The sequence below is a fragment of the Streptomyces sp. NPDC060209 genome (assembly GCF_042728155.1).
Taxonomy (GTDB): domain Bacteria; phylum Actinomycetota; class Actinomycetes; order Streptomycetales; family Streptomycetaceae; genus Streptomyces.
The window spans coordinates 1-15,062 of the sequence record NZ_JBHWZS010000139.1 but is presented as its reverse complement, the minus strand read 5'-3'; the positions used below and the strand labels follow the sequence as shown (position 1 = coordinate 15,062).

Sequence of the window (15,062 nt, the reverse complement as noted above, 5' to 3'; positions counted from 1 at the left end):
CGTTCGCCGTACTCGTGAAACTGCACCACGCACTCGCCGACGGGATGCGGGCCGTCGCCATCGGCGCCGGCATCTTCGACCAGATCGCCTCCGCCGGTGCCGGCCGCGGCGCCGTCCGCCGCCGGACACCTGTGCCGCCCCGCTCCTGGCTGCCCGGCCCGTACGAGGTGGCGGGCATGGCGATGGACCGGCTCGGGGAAGTCGGCCGGGCGCTGGGGGTCGGCGCCTCCGTCGTACGCGCCAGCCGCCTCGATCTGCGCGCCACCACGGCCCTGACCGCGCGCTCCAGCGGCACGCGCCGGCTCGCCACCGCAGAGCTCGACGCCGAAGCGGTCCAGCGCATCCGGCGCACCGAGGGCGGCACGGCCAACGACGTGCTGCTCGCCGTGGTCGCCGGTGCGCTGCGCCGCTGGATGCTCGCACGCGGCGAGTCGCTCCCCGGCGCCGACCCGCGCGCCCTGGTCCCCGTCTCCCGGCGCCGGCCCGGCGGGGCGGCCACGGGCAACAAGCTCTCCGCCTACCTCCTCGGTCTGCCCGTCGGCGAGCCCGACGCCCGTGAGCGGCTGCGTCTCGTGCGGACGGGCATGGTCCGCAACAAGGCGGCCGGGCCGCTGCGCGGCGCGGGTGCCGTCGCCGTACTCGCCGACCAGCTGCCCGCGCTGGCCCACCGGTTCGGAGCACCACTGGCGGGGAACGCGGCCCGGATGCTCTTCGACATCCTGGTCACCAGCGTGCCCCTGCCCCGCTCGGCACTCTCGCTCGGCGGCTGCCCGCTGCGCGCCGTCTACCCCATGGCGCCACTGGCCCGCGGACAGTCGCTTGCCGTCGCCCTGTCCACGTACGGCGGACGGGTGCAGGTCGGACTGGTCGCCGACGGGAAGGCGCTGCCGGATCTCGACCGGCTGGCCTCCGCGGTCCACGAAGAGCTGCACGACCTGCACACACTCGTGCCCACGGTGCCCGCGCCGGCGTGAGGGCCGATCCGCCGGATCCTGTTGACGCGGCCGATTGATCCGATGAATAGTCCTCTACGGACCATCGAGGATCACCGGCGGGGGCGGCAGGGGCATGCGGCGCATCAGGCTCGGAAGCAGCGCGGTCGAGATCACCGAACTCTCCTTCGGGGCAGCGGCCATCGGCAATCTCTTCACGGCGGTCGACCCGGGGCAGGCCGCCGCCGCCGTCGACGCGGCGTGGGACGAAGGTGTCCGCTACTTCGACACCGCGCCGCACTACGGCCTCGGGCTGTCCGAACGCCGCCTCGGCGACGCTCTGCGTGACCGGCCCCGCGACGCGTACGCGGTGTCCACCAAGGCAGGCCGCCTGCTCGAACCTCTCCCGCCCGCCGAGGCGGAGGCCCACGACGGACTGTCCGACGGATTCGCCGTACCGCACACCCACCGCCGGCGCTGGGACTTCAGCGCCGACGGCGTCCGCCGCAGCATCGAGGACAGCCTCGGACGCCTCGGCCTCGACCGGGTCGACATCGTCTATCTGCACGACCCCGACGACCACGGGGAAGCGGCCTTCCGCGAGGGTTACCCGGCGCTGGAGAAGCTGCGCGCGGAAGGCATGGTGGGAGCCATCGGCGTCGGCATGAACCAGACCGCGATGCTCACCCGCTTCCTGCGCGAGACCGACGTCGACGTCGTCCTCTGTGCCGGCCGCTTCACCCTCCTCGATCACAGCGCCCTGGACGAGCTCCTGCCGGAGGCCGCCGCCCGGGGCCGCGGGGTCGTCGTCGGAGGTGTCTTCAACTCCGGGCTGCTCGCGGACCCGCGCCCCGGCGCCACGTACGACTACGCGGCGGCCCCGGCGCCCCTCCTGGACAGGGCTCTGCGCATCCGGGCCGTCGCCGAAGGACACGGTGTCCCGCTGCGTGCCGCCGCCCTGCACTATCCGCTGGGCCACCCGGCCGTCGCCGGGGTCCTCGTCGGCACCCGCTCACCGGAAGAGGTACGGGACGCCGCAGCCCAGCTCCGCATACCGGTCCCGGACGCGCTCTGGGACGACCTGCGCGCGGAAGGGCTGCTCTGACATGACGCCCTTGCCGGTCATCGACGCCCACCACCATGTGTGGGACCTCGCGGTGCGCGACCAGGGCTGGATCACCGGCGAGGAACTCGACCCCATCCGCCGCACCTTCACCCTCGCCGACCTGGAGCCCGAGGCACGTGCCGCCGGGGTGGCCGCCACCGTCCTCGTCCAGACGGTCACCGTCGCCGAGGAGACCCCCGAATTCCTCGCACTCGCCGACGGGAGCACGCTCGTCGCGGGTGTCGTCGGCTGGACCGATCTCACCGCGCCGGACATCGCCGACACCCTCGCCGCGCTCCGCGCCCTGCCCGGCGGCGGCCGGCTCGTCGGAATCCGCCACCAGGTCCAGGGCGAACCCGACCCGGAGTGGCTGCTGCGCCCCGACGTCCTGCGCGGACTGCGGGCCGTAGCCACCGCCGGACTCGCCTACGACCTGATCGTCCGACCCCACCAGCTGCCCGCCGCGGTCCGTGCCGCCGCCCTGCTGCCGGAACTCACCTTCGTACTCGACCACGCCGGCAAGCCACCGGTGGCGCGGCGCACGACGCACCCCTGGGCCGACGGCCTGCGGGCGCTCGCCGCGCTGCCCAACACCGTCTGCAAACTCTCCGGCCTGGTCACCGAGGCGGACCCGCGGTCCTGGACCGTCGAGGATCTGCGCCCCTACGCGGACACCGTCATCGAGGCCTTCGGACCCGGTCGGCTGATGTTCGGCTCCGACTGGCCGGTGTGCCGGCTCGCCGCCGGGTACGCCGACGTCCTGGACACGGCACGCGAGCTGACCGGTGGTCTCGGGGTGGACGAACAGCGGTCCGTCCTCGCGGGCACCGCGCAGCGGGTCTACCGGCTGGAGGGCCCTGCCGTCTGAACACGCGCCGTGCATCCGGCAGGCATGCCCGGGGCCGTTGCGGCAGGCTGGAGTCATGCCTGAACTGCCGGAAGTCGAAGCCCTGCGGGACTTCCTCGACGACCATCTGGTCGGCAAGGAGATCGCCCGCGTCCTCCCGCTCGCGATCAGCGTCCTGAAGACGTACGACCCGCCGCCCACGGACCTGGAGGGCGCGACAGTGACCTCCGTGGCCCGGCACGGGAAATTCCTCGACATCACGGCCGGGCAGCTCCATCTGCTCATCCACCTCGCACGGGCCGGCTGGCTGCAGTGGAAGGACAGCTTTCCCACGACCCCGCCGCGGCCGGGCAAGGGACCGCTCGCCCTGCGGACGGTCCTCGCCGGCGGTGACGGCTTCGACCTGACCGAGATGGGCACCACCAAGCGCCTCGCCGTCCACCTGGTGCACGATCCGGCGGACGTGCCCGGGGTGGCACGTCTCGGGCCCGATCCGCTCGCGGACTCCTTCGACCGGGACGCGTTCGCGACGGTGCTCGCGGGGGCCCGTCGGCAGGTCAAGGGAGCCCTGCGCGACCAGTCGCTGATCGCGGGCATCGGCAACGCCTACAGCGACGAGATCCTGCACGTCGCGAAGATGTCACCCTTCAAGCTCACCACCGGCCTCGGCGACGACGACATCACGCATCTGTACGACGCGATGCGCACCACGCTCAAGGAAGCGGTCGAACGCTCCCGTGGCGTCGCGGCGGGCCGGCTCAAGGCCGAGAAGAAGAGCAGCATGCGCGTCCACGGCCGCACCGGGCAGCCCTGCCCCGTCTGCGGCGACACCGTGCTGGAGGTGTCGTTCAGCGACTCGTCGCTGCAGTACTGCCCCACCTGCCAGACCGGTGGCAAGCCCCTCGCCGACCGCCGGCTGTCCCGCCTGCTCAGGTAGCGGCCCGTTCACCGTCGCCGGCGGCCCTGCCGAGGAACGGCCCCGGGTGGCAGGCGGTGCGCGTATGCCACCAGGTGGGCCACCACGGCGCCGAGCTCGCGCACCTGGACCACGCACGCGGAACACTCCGTCAGATGCTCCTCGAAACGACAGGCGTCGGCAGCCTCCAGCACCCCGAGCGCGTAGGCTCCGGCGTCGCGGTGAAGTTCGATGGCGCGCATGTTCTCAGGTACGTGACGAACCCGTGAATCACTCATGTCGTAACCCCGCCGAAGCACCTAAACTCCGGCCTCATGCTGCGCGTACTCGCCGTCGACGACGAACAACCCGCCCTGGAGGAACTCCTCTACCTCCTGCGCGCCGATCCCCGTATCCGGAGCGCCGAGGGTGCCACGGGTGCCACCGAGGCGCTGCGCCGCATCGGGGGGGCCGTCGACGCCGGGCCCGATGACCCCTCGGCGATCGACGTCGTGTTCCTGGACATCCACATGGCCGGGCTGACCGGACTCGACGTCGCCCAGCTCCTGGCCGGTTTCGCCGCACCGCCGCTCATCGTCTTCGTCACCGCCCACGAAGGATTCGCCGTACACGCCTTCGACCTCAAGGCCGTCGACTACGTACTCAAGCCCGTCCGCCGCGAGCGTCTGGCCGAAGCCGTCCGCCGTGTCGCCGAGCAGGTCGGTGAGCGCTCAGCGTCAGTCCACGACGCGGCCGCCGACCAGGTCGCGGTCGAACTGGGCGGGGTCATCCGATTCGTGCCCGTCGACGACATCGCGTACGCCGAGGCGCAGGGCGACTACGCCCGGCTGCACACCGCGACCGGCAGCCATCTCGTCCGGATACCGCTCACCACCCTGGAGGAGCGCTGGCGCTCCCGGGGATTCGTACGCATCCACCGCCGCCATCTCGTGGCACTGAACCGGATCGACGAACTCCGGCTCGACGCCGGCAGCATGAGCGTCCGCATCGGGGACGCGGAGCTCGCGGTCAGCCGTCGCCACACCCGCGCCCTACGCGATCTCCTGATGCGGCAGACCGGCCGCTGACCTGGCTGTACCGGACGGCGGCCCTTCCCAGCCGGGCCCTGTGCCGCCTACACTCCGGGCCCATGTCCGCAGAGAGTACGCCCCGGCGCGAGGTGGTCATGGGCGAGCCCCGGCGGGTGCGTCCGCTGCCCCGCTACCGCGCCCAGTCGGAGATCGACGAGCAGACCGCCCTCGGCGGCGCCTACGTCCGTTCACTGATGCGCAGCCAGCTCCGTGCCGGACTCACCGTCTTCGCCGTGCTCGCCCTCGTCGCCGGAACCCTGCCCCTGGTCTTCGAGGCGCTGCACAGCAACGCCCTCGTCTGGGCGGTGCTCGGCTTCGCCACCTATCCGCCGCTCACCCTCGCCGCCTGGTGGTACGTGCGCAGGGCCGAGCGCAACGAGCGCGACTTCGCCAGACTCGTGGAAGGCCTCCCCGCACCGTGAGCGCACCCGGTCATCCGGCAGCGGTGGTGGCGGTCGCCCTCGTCGTCCTGGCCACCGTCCTCGTCGGCGGATTCGGGCTGCGGATCTCCCGTACGACCTCCGACTTCTACGTCGCGTCGCGCACCGTACGGCCGAGGCTCAACGCCGCGGCGATCAGCGGCGAGTACCTGTCCGCCGCGTCCTTCCTCGGCATCGCGGGCCTGGTGCTGGTGCACGGCCCCGACATGCTCTGGTATCCGGTCGGCTACACCGCCGGATATCTCGTGCTGCTGGTGTTCGTCGCCGCTCCGCTGCGCCGCTCGGGGGCGTACACGCTTCCCGACTTCGCCGAGGGACGGCTCGAATCACGGCAGGTGCGCCGGCTGGTCAGCGTGTTCGTCGTCGGCGCCGGCTGGGTCTATCTCGTGCCGCAGCTCCAGGGCGCGGGCCTCACCCTGAAGATCCTCACCGGTGCGCCCGGCTGGCTCGGCGACGTACTCGTCGCCTCCGTCGTGGTGGTGGCCGTCGCCGCGGGCGGCATGCGCTCGATCACCTTCGTGCAGGTGTTCCAGTACTGGCTGAAGCTCACGGCGCTGCTGGTGCCCGCTGTCTTCCTGGTGCTTGCCTGGCAGGGCGACGGGCGCCCCCGGGTCAGCTTCGACGAGCAGATCTCCGTCTTCCGGGCAGACCATCCGCTCTACGCGACGTACGGACTCATCGTCGCGACCTTCCTCGGGACCATGGGCCTGCCCCATGTGGTGGTCCGCTTCTACACCAGCCCCAACGGCCGCGACGCCCGCCGCACCACGGTCGCCGTCCTCGCCCTGGTCGGACTGTTCTATCTGCTGCCCCCGGTGTACGGGGCGCTGGGCCGCCTCTACGCACCCGAACTCATGCACGGTGGTGACGCCGACGCCGCCGTACTGCTGCTGCCCGCCCGGGTGATCGGCGGACTCGGTGGTGATCTGCTCGGCGCGCTCCTCGCGGGCGGCGCGTTCGCCGCGTTCCTGTCCACGGCGTCCGGGCTCACCATGGCCGTCGCAGGGGTGATCACCCAGGACGTCCTCCCCTCGCGGGGCGTACGGCAGTTCCGGCTGGCCACCGTCCTGGCCATCGCCGTGCCGCTGGCCGGTTCGCTGGTGGTCAGCCGGGTGCCGGTGGCCGACGCCGTCGGGATGGCCTTCGCGGTCTCCGCGTCGTCCTTCTGCCCGCTGCTGGTGCTCGGCATCTGGTGGCGGCGGCTCACCCCGCCGGGCGCGATAGCCGGGCTGCTGCTCGGTGGCGGCTCCGCGCTGCTGTCGGTCGCCATAACCGTCAGCGGCGCGGTGCGTCCGCCGGGCTGGCCGCACGCCCTGCTTGCCTGGCCCGCCGTCTGGTCCGTACCGGTCGGCTTCCTCGCGATGATCCTGGTCTCCCTGGCCACTCCGGGACGGATACCGCCCGGCACCAACGCGGCCATGACCCGCTTCCATCTGCCGGAAGCGCTGACCTCGGGGCGCGTGCGGTGACCGGGGCCGGGATCGCCGTCATCGCCGTGCTCGTCCTGCTGCTGTTCGGCACGGGCTTCCTGCTGGGCCGCACCGCCCGCCCCGTACGCATCAGCGACGTGGGCACGCCCGTCGAGCACGCCACCTTCGAGACCCTGCACACGGCCTCCCTGGCCGCACCCCCGCTGCGCGCAGGACTCACCGAGGAGAGCGCGCGCAGGTCGGCTCGCGGGCTGCGCTCGCTGCTGGGCACCGACGCCCTGTGCCTCACCGACCGCGACCGGGTGCTGGTGTGGGACGGCGAAGGGGACCACCACGGCAAGGACGTGATGCACCATGTCGAGGGGCTGCTCGCCAGCGGCAGGGACACCGCCTTCCACAGCGACTGCGGCGACCTCGACTGCCCGTTGCGCTGGGCCGTCGCCGTCCCGCTGACCGTCGACCACCGGGTGCTCGGCACGCTCGTCGCCTACGCACCCCGGGAATCGGCGGTGCTGGCCAGGGCGGCGGGGGAGGTGGCCCGCTGGGTCTGCGTACAGCTGGAACTGGCCGAACTCGACCGCTCCCGCACACAGCTCATCGAAGCCGAGATCAAGGCGCTGCGGGCACAGATCTCCCCGCATTTCATCTTCAACTCACTCGCCGCCATCGCCTCGTTCGTCAGGACCGACCCGGAGCGGGCGCGTGAACTGCTGCTGGAGTTCGCCGACTTCACCCGTTACTCGTTCCGTCGGCACGGGGAGTTCACCACCCTCGCCGACGAGCTCCACTCCATCGACCAGTATCTGGCGCTGGTACGGGCCCGCTTCGGCGAACGGCTGTCCGTGACCCTCCAGGTCGCCCCCGAGGTGCTTCCCGTCTCGCTCCCGTTCCTCTGTCTCCAGCCCCTGGTCGAGAACGCCGTCAAGCACGGCCTGGAGGGTGCCGTCATCCATCCCCGGCCTCTCGACACCGTCCGGGCGGGCGACGCCCCGATCCGTGTCACGATCAGCGCACTGGACGCGGGTGCCGAGGCCGAGGTCGTCATCGAGGACGACGGCGCCGGGATGGAGCCGGAGCGTCTCCGGCAGATCCTGCGCGGCGAGGGCGGCACCTCCACCGGCATCGGCCTGCTCAACGTCGACGAACGACTCCGCCAGGTGTACGGGGACGACTACGGACTCGTCATCGAGACGGGAGTCGGAGCGGGCATGAAGATCACCCTGCGGCTGCCCAAATACCGTGCGGGCGTACACGGTTCATGACTCGCTGACCGCCCGCCGCTCAGTACAGATGGACGGCCAGATGCCCCAGCGGCAGTCCCAGCTGCCAGGCCGGGGTCCACACCTGGGCCTCGCCCTCCTCGTCGTCGGCACCCGACGGATCCCAGGGCGGCGGGCCGATCGCGTCGAGGTCCGCGGCCAGCAGTTCGGTCTCCTCCAGCCACCGCCAGGCGGCCCGCGCAAGCGCGATGTCGGGGTCCCGGAGCCCGGCCGGAGGGGTCGGCCGCTCCAGCGCATCGAGACGCGCACAGACCCAGCGTCTCCAGGCGGCGCCGTACGCCGTGAGCAGCCGCAGCTCGTCCACCCGCGCGACGGGGAGCTCGTCGGCGACCGCACCGTCCGAGAGGAAGATCGTCAGGGCGAGCGCGTCGCGTCCCGCCCGGTACTCCAGGGTCGCCGGCTCCATCAGGTCGCCGGTCTCCAGTACTTCGTCGGCGATGTACTCGGAGTACATCCAGGCCATCGGGACCAGCAGCCCGCCCCCGCCGGTTCCCTCGTGATGTTCGGGACGCATCCCGTCTCGCCTCTTTCGTCGACTCGGCACCGGGCTACACGCAGCATTGAACCGGGGGCACGCGCCCCGCGTGGGCAGAAGGGCAGGATCCGTCTGGAGATTCGAGGTGCGATGACCGCCGACCGCGGCGACGACCCGCATGTACGGCAGCTGCTGGGCGCCTATGTGCTCGACGCCCTGGAAGCAGACGAGAGCGGTCGGGTCGCCCGGCATCTCCAGCGGTGCCAGACATGTGCCGCGGCCTATGTCGAGGTCGCGGACACGGTATCCCTGCTCGCGCTGCTCAGCGTGGACGACCTGCTGGAATAGCCGGGCAGATTGCGGCTCAGCAGCCGCAGCGCGTAGTACGAACGAGACTTGACGGTGCCCGAGGGTATGCCGAGGGCCTGCGCGGTCTCGCCCACGCTGAGCCCACGGAAATAGATCTGCACGAGCACCGCGCGGTGCTCGGGGCTGAGCGTCCTCACGGCCTCGCGCACATCGAGGGCGTGGACCGCCGAGTCCGCGGTGTCGTCCTGGGCGGGGGCGCTCTCCAGAACCGCGTCGCTGACCTCCGTCGGCCTGGCCTGGCGGGACCTGCGGGCGTCTATGGCCAGCCGCCGGGCGACGGTGAAGAGCCACGGGCGCATCGAGTCGTAGGGGGCGTCGAACGCCTCCGGGTGCTGCCAGGCGCGAACCAGAGTCTCCTGCAGCAGGTCCTCCGCCCGCTGCCGGTCGCCGAACGTCAGTCCCAGCAGGAAGTGGAACAGTGCGGGCCCGTGTTCCCGCTGCAGCTCCGCGAGGGCCCGCTCATCGGTTGTCGCAGTGGTCATCGTGAACGTCCTTTCCCGAAGAGGCCTCTGACGCCTCGCTCCCGCCTGGCGAATACGAACGCATCAGGGCGCGGGGGAACAGGCGGTGCACCGAGGTGTGCGCCGAGCGGTCGCACGGAGCGGCGAGTGGTGCGGTGAACGGTCGGCGGGCGGCGATACGGCCGATTCAGGTATTTCGACGCCTTTGCCCTTGACTCGCCAGTATGAATATATGTGTATTCGGATGGCCGAAATCATACGAACTGGGAGTCGTGCAGATGACGAAGCGCATCCGACAGGGCGCGGCGATCGCCGTCGCCGGTCTGCTCGCCACCGCAACAGCCTGTACCGGCCAGCCGTCGTCACCCCCCGGGTTCGCCGGGCGGCACCTCTCAGCCGAGCAGGGTGGGAACGGGGCGGGCGCCGGGGGAGCGGAGGGTGCCCGCACCTTCACGCTGCTGGCCTCGGGCGACATCCTGCCCCACTCCTCGATCATCGACCGGGCCGCGGCCGACGCGGGTGGCAGGGGCTACGACTTCCGCCCGATGCTCAAGGGCGCCGCTCCCGCGGTCTCGGGAGCGGATCTGGCCATCTGTCACATGGAGACGGTGTACGGGCAGAAGGGCGGTCCCTACACGGGCTATCCCTCCTTCAAATCGCCGCCCGAGGTGGCGACCGCGCTGCGCGCGACCGGCTTCGACTCCTGCTCGACCGCCTCCAACCACACGCTGGACGACGGCACCCAGGGAATCGGACGCACACTCGACGCGCTGGACCGTGCGGGCATCGCCCACGCTGGATCCGCACGCTCGGCCGAGGAGTCGTCCCGTCCGACTCTGCTCAGGGCGGGCAAGGGCAAGGACGCGGCGAAGATCGCCCACCTCGCGTACACCTATGGCACCAACGACATCCCGCTGCCCGACGGACAGCCCTGGGCGGTCAACCTGATCGACAAGGACCGGATCGTGGCGGACGCCAGAGCGGCCCGCGAGGCGGGCGCCGACGTGGTCGTCGTCTCCCTGCACTGGGGCACCGAATGGCAGGACGCCCCCGACGACGTCCAGCTCGGACTCGGTCGCGAACTCACGGCCTCCGGCACCGGCGAACGCCCCGACGTCGACCTGATCCTCGGCACCCACGCCCATGTCCCGCAGGCCTACGAGAAGGTCAACGGAACCTGGATCGTCTACGGCATGGGCGACCAGGTGGCCGGCGCCATGGTCAACCACGAGGGAGTGCAGGACCCGCGCGCCAACGAGAGCTCGATGGGCCGATTCACCTTCGAGCCGCCCGCGAAACCCGGGCAGCGATGGGCCGTCAAGAAGGCCGAATTCCTGCCGCAGTGGTTCGACCCCGAGGCGGCGCGTGTCGTCGGCCTGGACCCCAAGGCCTCCGTCCCGGCAGGGGAGGCCGGCCGTCTGCGCGAGATCCGCGACCGGATCCAGGGCATGGTCCTCAGCCGTGGTGCGGCCCAGGACGGCCTCGTCGCCGGGAAGTGACGCGCGGCACCCGGCCGGGTGCCAGGCGCGGCGGTGGCCGGTGCACCCGCCTTGTGTCACGGCATCCCCGGTGGCCGGCACGCCCACCGGGGGTCACGGCACGACGGTGACCGGCCAGCGACCGGCCTTCACGAGCCGGACCGCCACCGAGCCGATGAAGCGGTGCCCGGCGGACTCCGACGCGCCCACGATCACGGCGTCCGCCTTCAGCTCGTCGGCCGCCGTCACGAGCCCGTTGTACGGATCACCGCGGAACGTATGGAACTCCCAGCGGACGTTCCATATGTCCTTGAGACGCTCGGTCGCGGCCCTGATCTCGTTCACCAGCCCCTCGGCGACCTCTCCGGTGGCGTCGGCGACCGGGGCTCCCAGGGCGGCGCCGGCCGACATCACCGGCTGGACGTAGACGAGGGCGAGCATCGCGTTCTGCCGACGGGCGAGGCCCGCCGCGTACGCCGCGGCCCGCATCGAGGACTCGGATCCGTCGATGCCCGCGACGATCACCTTGGGGCCGTCCGTGCCGCGCTCGAACCGGTGTTGTTGCTGGTCTGTCACGGCCCCGAGGTTAGCCGCTCCCACCGCCCGCGCTCCGGGCGCCTCCGCAGGGCCCGGGACCTCCCCGCCGGATATCGCCGAGGCGCTCCATCCATCGGGTGTAAATCATCTGATATCCGGTGTCGACGACAAGGGCGGGCGCAACTCCGTGCGAGCAGTTGGTCATGAAGCATGATCAGATTCCAGCGGAAAGACGCACCCTGCTGCGCCTCGCCCTCGCGCTGGGGGCCGCCACCGCGGTGCACATGATCGCGGCGGATCCGGCCGGGACGCCCGCACGCCCCGGCGGTGAGCCGCCGGCTCCGGCAGCCGGACCTCCGGCGGGGGCGCAGGCCGGCCCCGGCAGCTACCGGCTGCGGCCCATGACCTCGACCACACCGCCCCGCTTCCGGCCCGCCCCGCCGCCCGTCCGTACCCGTCCGTTCGAGGAGCTGCCCGAGCTGGGGAGCGACGCCATGGTGCTCAGCTTCGACGACGGCCCCGACCCGCGCTACACCCCGGACATCCTGGCCACGCTCCGCAGATACGACGTCCGCGCGATGTTCTTCGTCTGCGGCGAGATGGCGGCCGACAACCGTGACCTCTTGCGCGAGATGGCCGACGACGGACATGTGGTCGGCAACCACACCTGGTCGCACCCGCTGATCCCGAAGCTCTCCCGAAGTGCGATCCGTGACGAACTCGGCAGCACCAGCGAGGTGATCGAGAAGGCGCTGGGCACACCGCCGCTCTGGTACCGGGCCCCGTACGGCGCCTGGAACCGCAGTTCCTTCGAGATCGGTGCCGCGTTGGGCATGGAACCGATGGCCTGGACCGTCGACACGCTGGACTGGACCACGCCGGGCACCGACACCATCGTCCGGCGGGTCAAGAAGGGCGCGGCGCCCGGCGTCGTGGTGCTGTCGCACGACGCGGGCGGAAACCGGTCCCAGAGCGTGGCCGCCCTGCGCCGGTATCTGCCCGCGCTCATCGAGAAGGGCTATCGTCCGACCGTCCCGCGCCGCGTCTGACGGCGGCGCCAGGTGTCCGCCCGGCTATCGCGTCTCGACCAGCCGGGCGAAGACCACCACGTTCCCGTCGTAGCCGGCGGCCTTCGTGTAACCACCGCCGCAGGTGATGACCCGGAGTTCGGCGTACCCGGTGTCGCCGTAGACCCGGGCTCCGGGGAAGTCGTTCTTGGCGAACACCTCGATGCCGTAGATCTCGAACACCGCGGTCCGGTTGTCGTAGCGGAGCACCTCGATCTGCTGGCCCTTGCTGAGGGAGCCCAGTCCGTAGAAGACCGCCGGGCCGGCCAGGTTGTCGACGTGACCGACCATCACGGAGGTTCCGCGCTGACCCGGTGCGATGCCGTTCTGGTACCAGCCGGCGAGGTTCGGGTCCTGGGCGGGCGGCGCCTCGATCCAGCCGGCCGGGTCCAGATTCACATCGACGACCGGTGCGTCGACCTCGATCGACGGAATCTGGATGCGCGCGGCGGGGGCGTACGCGAGCGGCTGGACGGGCTCGCCTTCGACCGGGGCGGACACCGTGGTGTCCCGGGGGCCTGCCACCGACGCTGCGGCGGCCGGCTGCGGCGGCCCGGGGGACGTCTCCACGCCGTTGCGCATGAGAGCGAGTCCGGTGAGCATCACCAGGGCGATCGCGCCCCACGGTGTGCGTCTGCTCCGCTCGGCGCCCCACTGGTCCCGGCCCATGGTTCTCCCTTCGTCGCGACACCGCCACGCTAGGCGGGGGTCCGTGCGGCGGCGATCAGGGAAGGGCGAACGGGTGGCGGCCGATCGGGCCTCGGTGGCGGCGTCTTCTCTTCGGAGTAATGAGCGGATAAAAGTTCTGACGGTCCGTGACCTGCGGCTCCGTCAGATTTCGGTCTCGGGCAACGGCGTGTCGGATCACCAGGGTGGAGCAGTACCGAAGTGCGACATCTGCGGTATCTGGTGAGGGTTCGTCATGGGACGCGTTCTCGTCGATTGATCCCGGAGGACAAGACTCCGGGGCGCTTCCCGCTGGAGGTTCAAAGATGCGTGCTTCACGCGCTCTCGCGGTGACCGCGACCGCATTCGCGGCGGTCGGGCTCGCTGCCCCGCTGGCCGCCGCCGGTGGTGGCCCGGGCAGCAACCCGAGCAATTTCCCGACCAATGTCACCGTCAACCCGTCCTCGGTCTTCCAGGGCGCCACGATGCAGGTCAGCGCAGAGGGCTGCGGGCGTTCCGGCGGCAGGGTGTGGTCGAACGCGTTCCCGACGGTGAACCTCTCGCCGGGCAGGGTCGGCTACGCCACTGCGCGTATCCGGGACAACGCGACCCCCGGTCAGTACAGCCTGTCCGTGAGGTGCAACGACAGCGACAACAACTTCGGCGGCGGCAACGGAGGTGACGGCGGCCAGGGTGGCAACGGCGGCCAGGGCGGCAATGGCGGTGGCAACGGTGGCCAGGGCGGTGGCCAGGGCGGCCAGGGCGGTGGCCAGGGCGGCAATGGCGGCGGCAACGGCGGCCAGGGCGGTGGCAATGGCGGCCAGGGCGGTGGCAATGGCGGCCAGGGCGGTGGCAATGGCGGCCAGGGCGGCAATGGTGGCCAGGGTGGCGGCAATGGTGGCCAAGGTGGCGGCAACGGTGGCCAGGGCGGCGGCAACGGTGGCCAGGGCGGCAATGGTGGCCAGGGCGGTAACGGCGGCCAGGGTGGCAATGGCGGCAACGGCGACCCGGTCGCGACCGCCCGCTTCACCGTGCTTCCCGCGCGGGGCGCACAGGGTGGCCTCGGCGGCTCGATGGGCCCCAGCTCCGTCGAGATGCAGGTCGGCGGCGGTCTTGTCGCGGCGGCAGCCGTCGGCGGTGCCGTCTTCCTCGTCCGTCGCCGGATGAGTAATGCGGCGATCTGACGCGTCGAACCTCCCGCCCGGCCCGATACGCCCGTCGCCCCGAGTCCTGGATCAGGACCCGGGGCGACTGTCGTGTGCCTGTATGCGGCGCCGAGCCGTCAGTGCTGGCGGCCGGCGCGGCGCTTGCGCAGGACGTAGATGGTGCCTGCCGAAGCGACCGCCACCAGTGCGGAACCGGCCGCGATCTCGGCGGGGTCCATCGTGTCGATGCTGCCGCCGAGGCCGCCGAGCACGCCGCTGGGAGAGGTGCTCGGAGAGGTGCTGGGCGAGGCGGTGGAGCTGGTGGTGGGGGCGACGGTGGGAGTGGCCGTGGGGGAGCTGGTGGCGGCGCTCGTGATGGTCAGGTCGGCCGACCGCGTGGTGGTGCCGCAGCGGAAGGTCACCTCATAGATCGCACCCCGCCTGGCGTCCCGGTCGACCGTGGCCGTGGCCGACCTCCCGCTCGGGATGGTGGTCGTGTCGAACACGCCCGAGAACGCGGTCGCGTCAGTGGTGCACCCCATGGCGCCGAGAGTGACCTGGCCCCCCGGCGCGACCGTCGACGGAGTGATCGTCGGCGTGAAAGAGGTGGACGTGCCGCCGTTGAGCACAGCGGCCGATGCGGCCGGTGCCATCAGAAAGCAGGCGGCGGCGCCCAGCAGGGCGACGGGTGCGACACGTATCGCGCGCATGGTGAATCCTCCGGGTCCCGAGGAGCAGCCGCGGAACGGATTTCCGCGAGGCATGAGAGATGCACCTCGATGACCGAACGGTAGAAGCGCCTCATATCACCCGCTATCGGTGTAAGGCGAATGGGGCAGGCATG

18 protein-coding genes are annotated in these 15,062 nt (G+C 71.6%); 12 read left to right on the top strand and 6 right to left on the bottom strand.

What is annotated here, in order from left to right:
- From ACFWFI_RS24525 to ACFWFI_RS24510, 4 genes are all read left to right on the top strand, one after another.
- Positions 1-974 (top strand): WS/DGAT domain-containing protein (locus ACFWFI_RS24525; RefSeq protein WP_387394032.1); only part of this gene is annotated, 974 nt, incomplete at its 5' end.
- Positions 975-1,068: 94 nt separating this feature from the next.
- A complete protein-coding gene (locus tag ACFWFI_RS24520) occupies positions 1,069-2,037 on the top strand; it encodes an aldo/keto reductase (protein ID WP_387394030.1) in 969 nt (322 codons plus the stop codon).
- Position 2,038: 1 nt separating this feature from the next.
- Complete coding sequence (locus tag ACFWFI_RS24515) at positions 2,039-2,905, top strand: amidohydrolase family protein (RefSeq protein WP_387394028.1); 867 nt, start codon at positions 2,039-2,041, stop codon at positions 2,903-2,905.
- A gap of 55 nt (positions 2,906-2,960) precedes the next feature.
- Positions 2,961-3,821 (top strand): Fpg/Nei family DNA glycosylase, encoded by an 861-nt coding sequence (locus tag ACFWFI_RS24510; protein ID WP_387394026.1) that lies wholly within the window; start codon positions 2,961-2,963, stop codon positions 3,819-3,821.
- A gap of 8 nt (positions 3,822-3,829) precedes the next feature.
- Here the strand turns inward: ACFWFI_RS24510 and ACFWFI_RS24505 are convergent, their stop codons facing one another.
- Entirely contained in the window at positions 3,830-4,042 is a 213-nt protein-coding gene (locus ACFWFI_RS24505) for a zf-HC2 domain-containing protein (protein WP_387394024.1), read from the bottom strand.
- A 72-nt stretch (positions 4,043-4,114) separates the two neighbouring features.
- On the opposite strand from ACFWFI_RS24505, the gene ACFWFI_RS24500 reads away from it, so the two are divergent.
- The 4 genes from ACFWFI_RS24500 (at position 4,115) to ACFWFI_RS24485 (ending at position 8,002) form a co-directional block, all read left to right on the top strand.
- Positions 4,115-4,867 (top strand): LytR/AlgR family response regulator transcription factor, encoded by a 753-nt coding sequence (locus ACFWFI_RS24500; protein WP_387394022.1) that lies wholly within the window; start codon positions 4,115-4,117, stop codon positions 4,865-4,867.
- Between the two features lie 62 nt (positions 4,868-4,929).
- A complete protein-coding gene (locus ACFWFI_RS24495) occupies positions 4,930-5,292 on the top strand; it encodes a hypothetical protein (protein ID WP_387394020.1) in 363 nt (120 codons plus the stop codon).
- Positions 5,289-6,779: a sodium/solute symporter gene (locus tag ACFWFI_RS24490; RefSeq protein ID WP_387394018.1), complete on the top strand. Its 1,491-nt coding sequence runs from the start codon at positions 5,289-5,291 to the stop codon at positions 6,777-6,779. Before ACFWFI_RS24495 ends, ACFWFI_RS24490 begins: the two co-directional genes overlap by 4 nt.
- Positions 6,776-8,002, top strand: coding sequence for a sensor histidine kinase (locus ACFWFI_RS24485; protein ID WP_387394016.1), 1,227 nt, complete (start codon positions 6,776-6,778; stop codon positions 8,000-8,002). Before ACFWFI_RS24490 ends, ACFWFI_RS24485 begins: the two co-directional genes overlap by 4 nt.
- A gap of 19 nt (positions 8,003-8,021) precedes the next feature.
- Here ACFWFI_RS24485 and ACFWFI_RS24480 read toward each other — a convergent pair whose 3' ends face one another.
- Positions 8,022-8,534 carry a hypothetical protein gene (locus ACFWFI_RS24480; RefSeq protein ID WP_387394014.1) on the bottom strand — a complete coding sequence of 171 codons (513 nt, stop codon included), beginning with the start codon at positions 8,532-8,534 and terminating at the stop codon, positions 8,022-8,024.
- 111 nt (positions 8,535-8,645) lie between these two features.
- Between ACFWFI_RS24480 and ACFWFI_RS24475 the strand changes: the two genes are divergently transcribed.
- Positions 8,646-8,843 carry a zf-HC2 domain-containing protein gene (locus tag ACFWFI_RS24475; RefSeq protein ID WP_387394012.1) on the top strand — a complete coding sequence of 66 codons (198 nt, stop codon included), beginning with the start codon at positions 8,646-8,648 and terminating at the stop codon, positions 8,841-8,843.
- On the opposite strand, the gene ACFWFI_RS24470 is transcribed toward ACFWFI_RS24475, so the two are convergent.
- Positions 8,777-9,346, bottom strand: coding sequence for a sigma-70 family RNA polymerase sigma factor (locus ACFWFI_RS24470; RefSeq protein ID WP_387394010.1), 570 nt, complete (start codon positions 9,344-9,346; stop codon positions 8,777-8,779). The two genes, ACFWFI_RS24475 and ACFWFI_RS24470, sit on opposite strands and share 67 nt — an antisense overlap.
- Positions 9,347-9,603: 257 nt before the next feature.
- Between ACFWFI_RS24470 and ACFWFI_RS24465 the strand changes: the two genes are divergently transcribed.
- Entirely contained in the window at positions 9,604-10,824 is a 1,221-nt protein-coding gene (locus ACFWFI_RS24465) for a CapA family protein (protein ID WP_387394008.1), read from the top strand.
- Between the two features lie 93 nt (positions 10,825-10,917).
- On the opposite strand, the gene ACFWFI_RS24460 is transcribed toward ACFWFI_RS24465, so the two are convergent.
- The gene (locus tag ACFWFI_RS24460; protein ID WP_387394007.1) at positions 10,918-11,379 is read right to left on the bottom strand and encodes a universal stress protein; all 462 of its coding nucleotides are present in this window, start codon (positions 11,377-11,379) and stop codon (positions 10,918-10,920) included.
- 164 nt (positions 11,380-11,543) lie between these two features.
- Here ACFWFI_RS24460 and ACFWFI_RS24455 point away from each other — a divergent pair, with 164 nt between their 5' ends.
- Complete coding sequence (locus ACFWFI_RS24455) at positions 11,544-12,389, top strand: polysaccharide deacetylase family protein (protein ID WP_387394005.1); 846 nt, start codon at positions 11,544-11,546, stop codon at positions 12,387-12,389.
- Positions 12,390-12,413: 24 nt separating this feature from the next.
- Here the strand turns inward: ACFWFI_RS24455 and ACFWFI_RS24450 are convergent, their stop codons facing one another.
- Complete coding sequence (locus tag ACFWFI_RS24450; RefSeq protein WP_387394003.1) at positions 12,414-13,076, bottom strand: class F sortase; 663 nt, start codon at positions 13,074-13,076, stop codon at positions 12,414-12,416.
- A 323-nt stretch (positions 13,077-13,399) separates the two neighbouring features.
- Here ACFWFI_RS24450 and ACFWFI_RS24445 point away from each other — a divergent pair, with 323 nt between their 5' ends.
- Entirely contained in the window at positions 13,400-14,257 is an 858-nt protein-coding gene (locus ACFWFI_RS24445; RefSeq protein WP_387394001.1) for a hypothetical protein, read from the top strand.
- Positions 14,258-14,355: 98 nt separating this feature from the next.
- Here the strand turns inward: ACFWFI_RS24445 and ACFWFI_RS24440 are convergent, their stop codons facing one another.
- Positions 14,356-14,928, bottom strand: coding sequence for a hypothetical protein (locus ACFWFI_RS24440; RefSeq protein WP_387394000.1), 573 nt, complete (start codon positions 14,926-14,928; stop codon positions 14,356-14,358).
- Positions 14,929-15,062 lie beyond the last annotated feature (134 nt).

Bases quoted from the DNA above. Each gene is read 5' to 3' on its own strand.
- ACFWFI_RS24520 (WP_387394030.1), top strand. From the start codon at position 1,069: ATGCGGCGCATCAGGCTCGGAAGCAGCGCGGTCGAGATCACCGAACTC.
- ACFWFI_RS24515 (WP_387394028.1), top strand. From the start codon at position 2,039: ATGACGCCCTTGCCGGTCATCGACGCCCACCACCATGTGTGGGACCTC.
- ACFWFI_RS24510 (WP_387394026.1), top strand. From the start codon at position 2,961: ATGCCTGAACTGCCGGAAGTCGAAGCCCTGCGGGACTTCCTCGACGAC.
- ACFWFI_RS24505 (WP_387394024.1), bottom strand. From the start codon at position 4,042: ATGCGCGCCATCGAACTTCACCGCGACGCCGGAGCCTACGCGCTCGGG.
- ACFWFI_RS24500 (WP_387394022.1), top strand. From the start codon at position 4,115: ATGCTGCGCGTACTCGCCGTCGACGACGAACAACCCGCCCTGGAGGAA.
- ACFWFI_RS24495 (WP_387394020.1), top strand. From the start codon at position 4,930: ATGTCCGCAGAGAGTACGCCCCGGCGCGAGGTGGTCATGGGCGAGCCC.
- ACFWFI_RS24480 (WP_387394014.1), bottom strand. From the start codon at position 8,534: ATGCGTCCCGAACATCACGAGGGAACCGGCGGGGGCGGGCTGCTGGTC.
- ACFWFI_RS24475 (WP_387394012.1), top strand. From the start codon at position 8,646: ATGACCGCCGACCGCGGCGACGACCCGCATGTACGGCAGCTGCTGGGC.
- ACFWFI_RS24470 (WP_387394010.1), bottom strand. From the start codon at position 9,346: ATGACCACTGCGACAACCGATGAGCGGGCCCTCGCGGAGCTGCAGCGG.
- ACFWFI_RS24465 (WP_387394008.1), top strand. From the start codon at position 9,604: ATGACGAAGCGCATCCGACAGGGCGCGGCGATCGCCGTCGCCGGTCTG.
- ACFWFI_RS24455 (WP_387394005.1), top strand. From the start codon at position 11,544: ATGAAGCATGATCAGATTCCAGCGGAAAGACGCACCCTGCTGCGCCTC.
- ACFWFI_RS24450 (WP_387394003.1), bottom strand. From the start codon at position 13,076: ATGGGCCGGGACCAGTGGGGCGCCGAGCGGAGCAGACGCACACCGTGG.
- ACFWFI_RS24445 (WP_387394001.1), top strand. From the start codon at position 13,400: ATGCGTGCTTCACGCGCTCTCGCGGTGACCGCGACCGCATTCGCGGCG.
- ACFWFI_RS24440 (WP_387394000.1), bottom strand. From the start codon at position 14,928: ATGCGCGCGATACGTGTCGCACCCGTCGCCCTGCTGGGCGCCGCCGCC.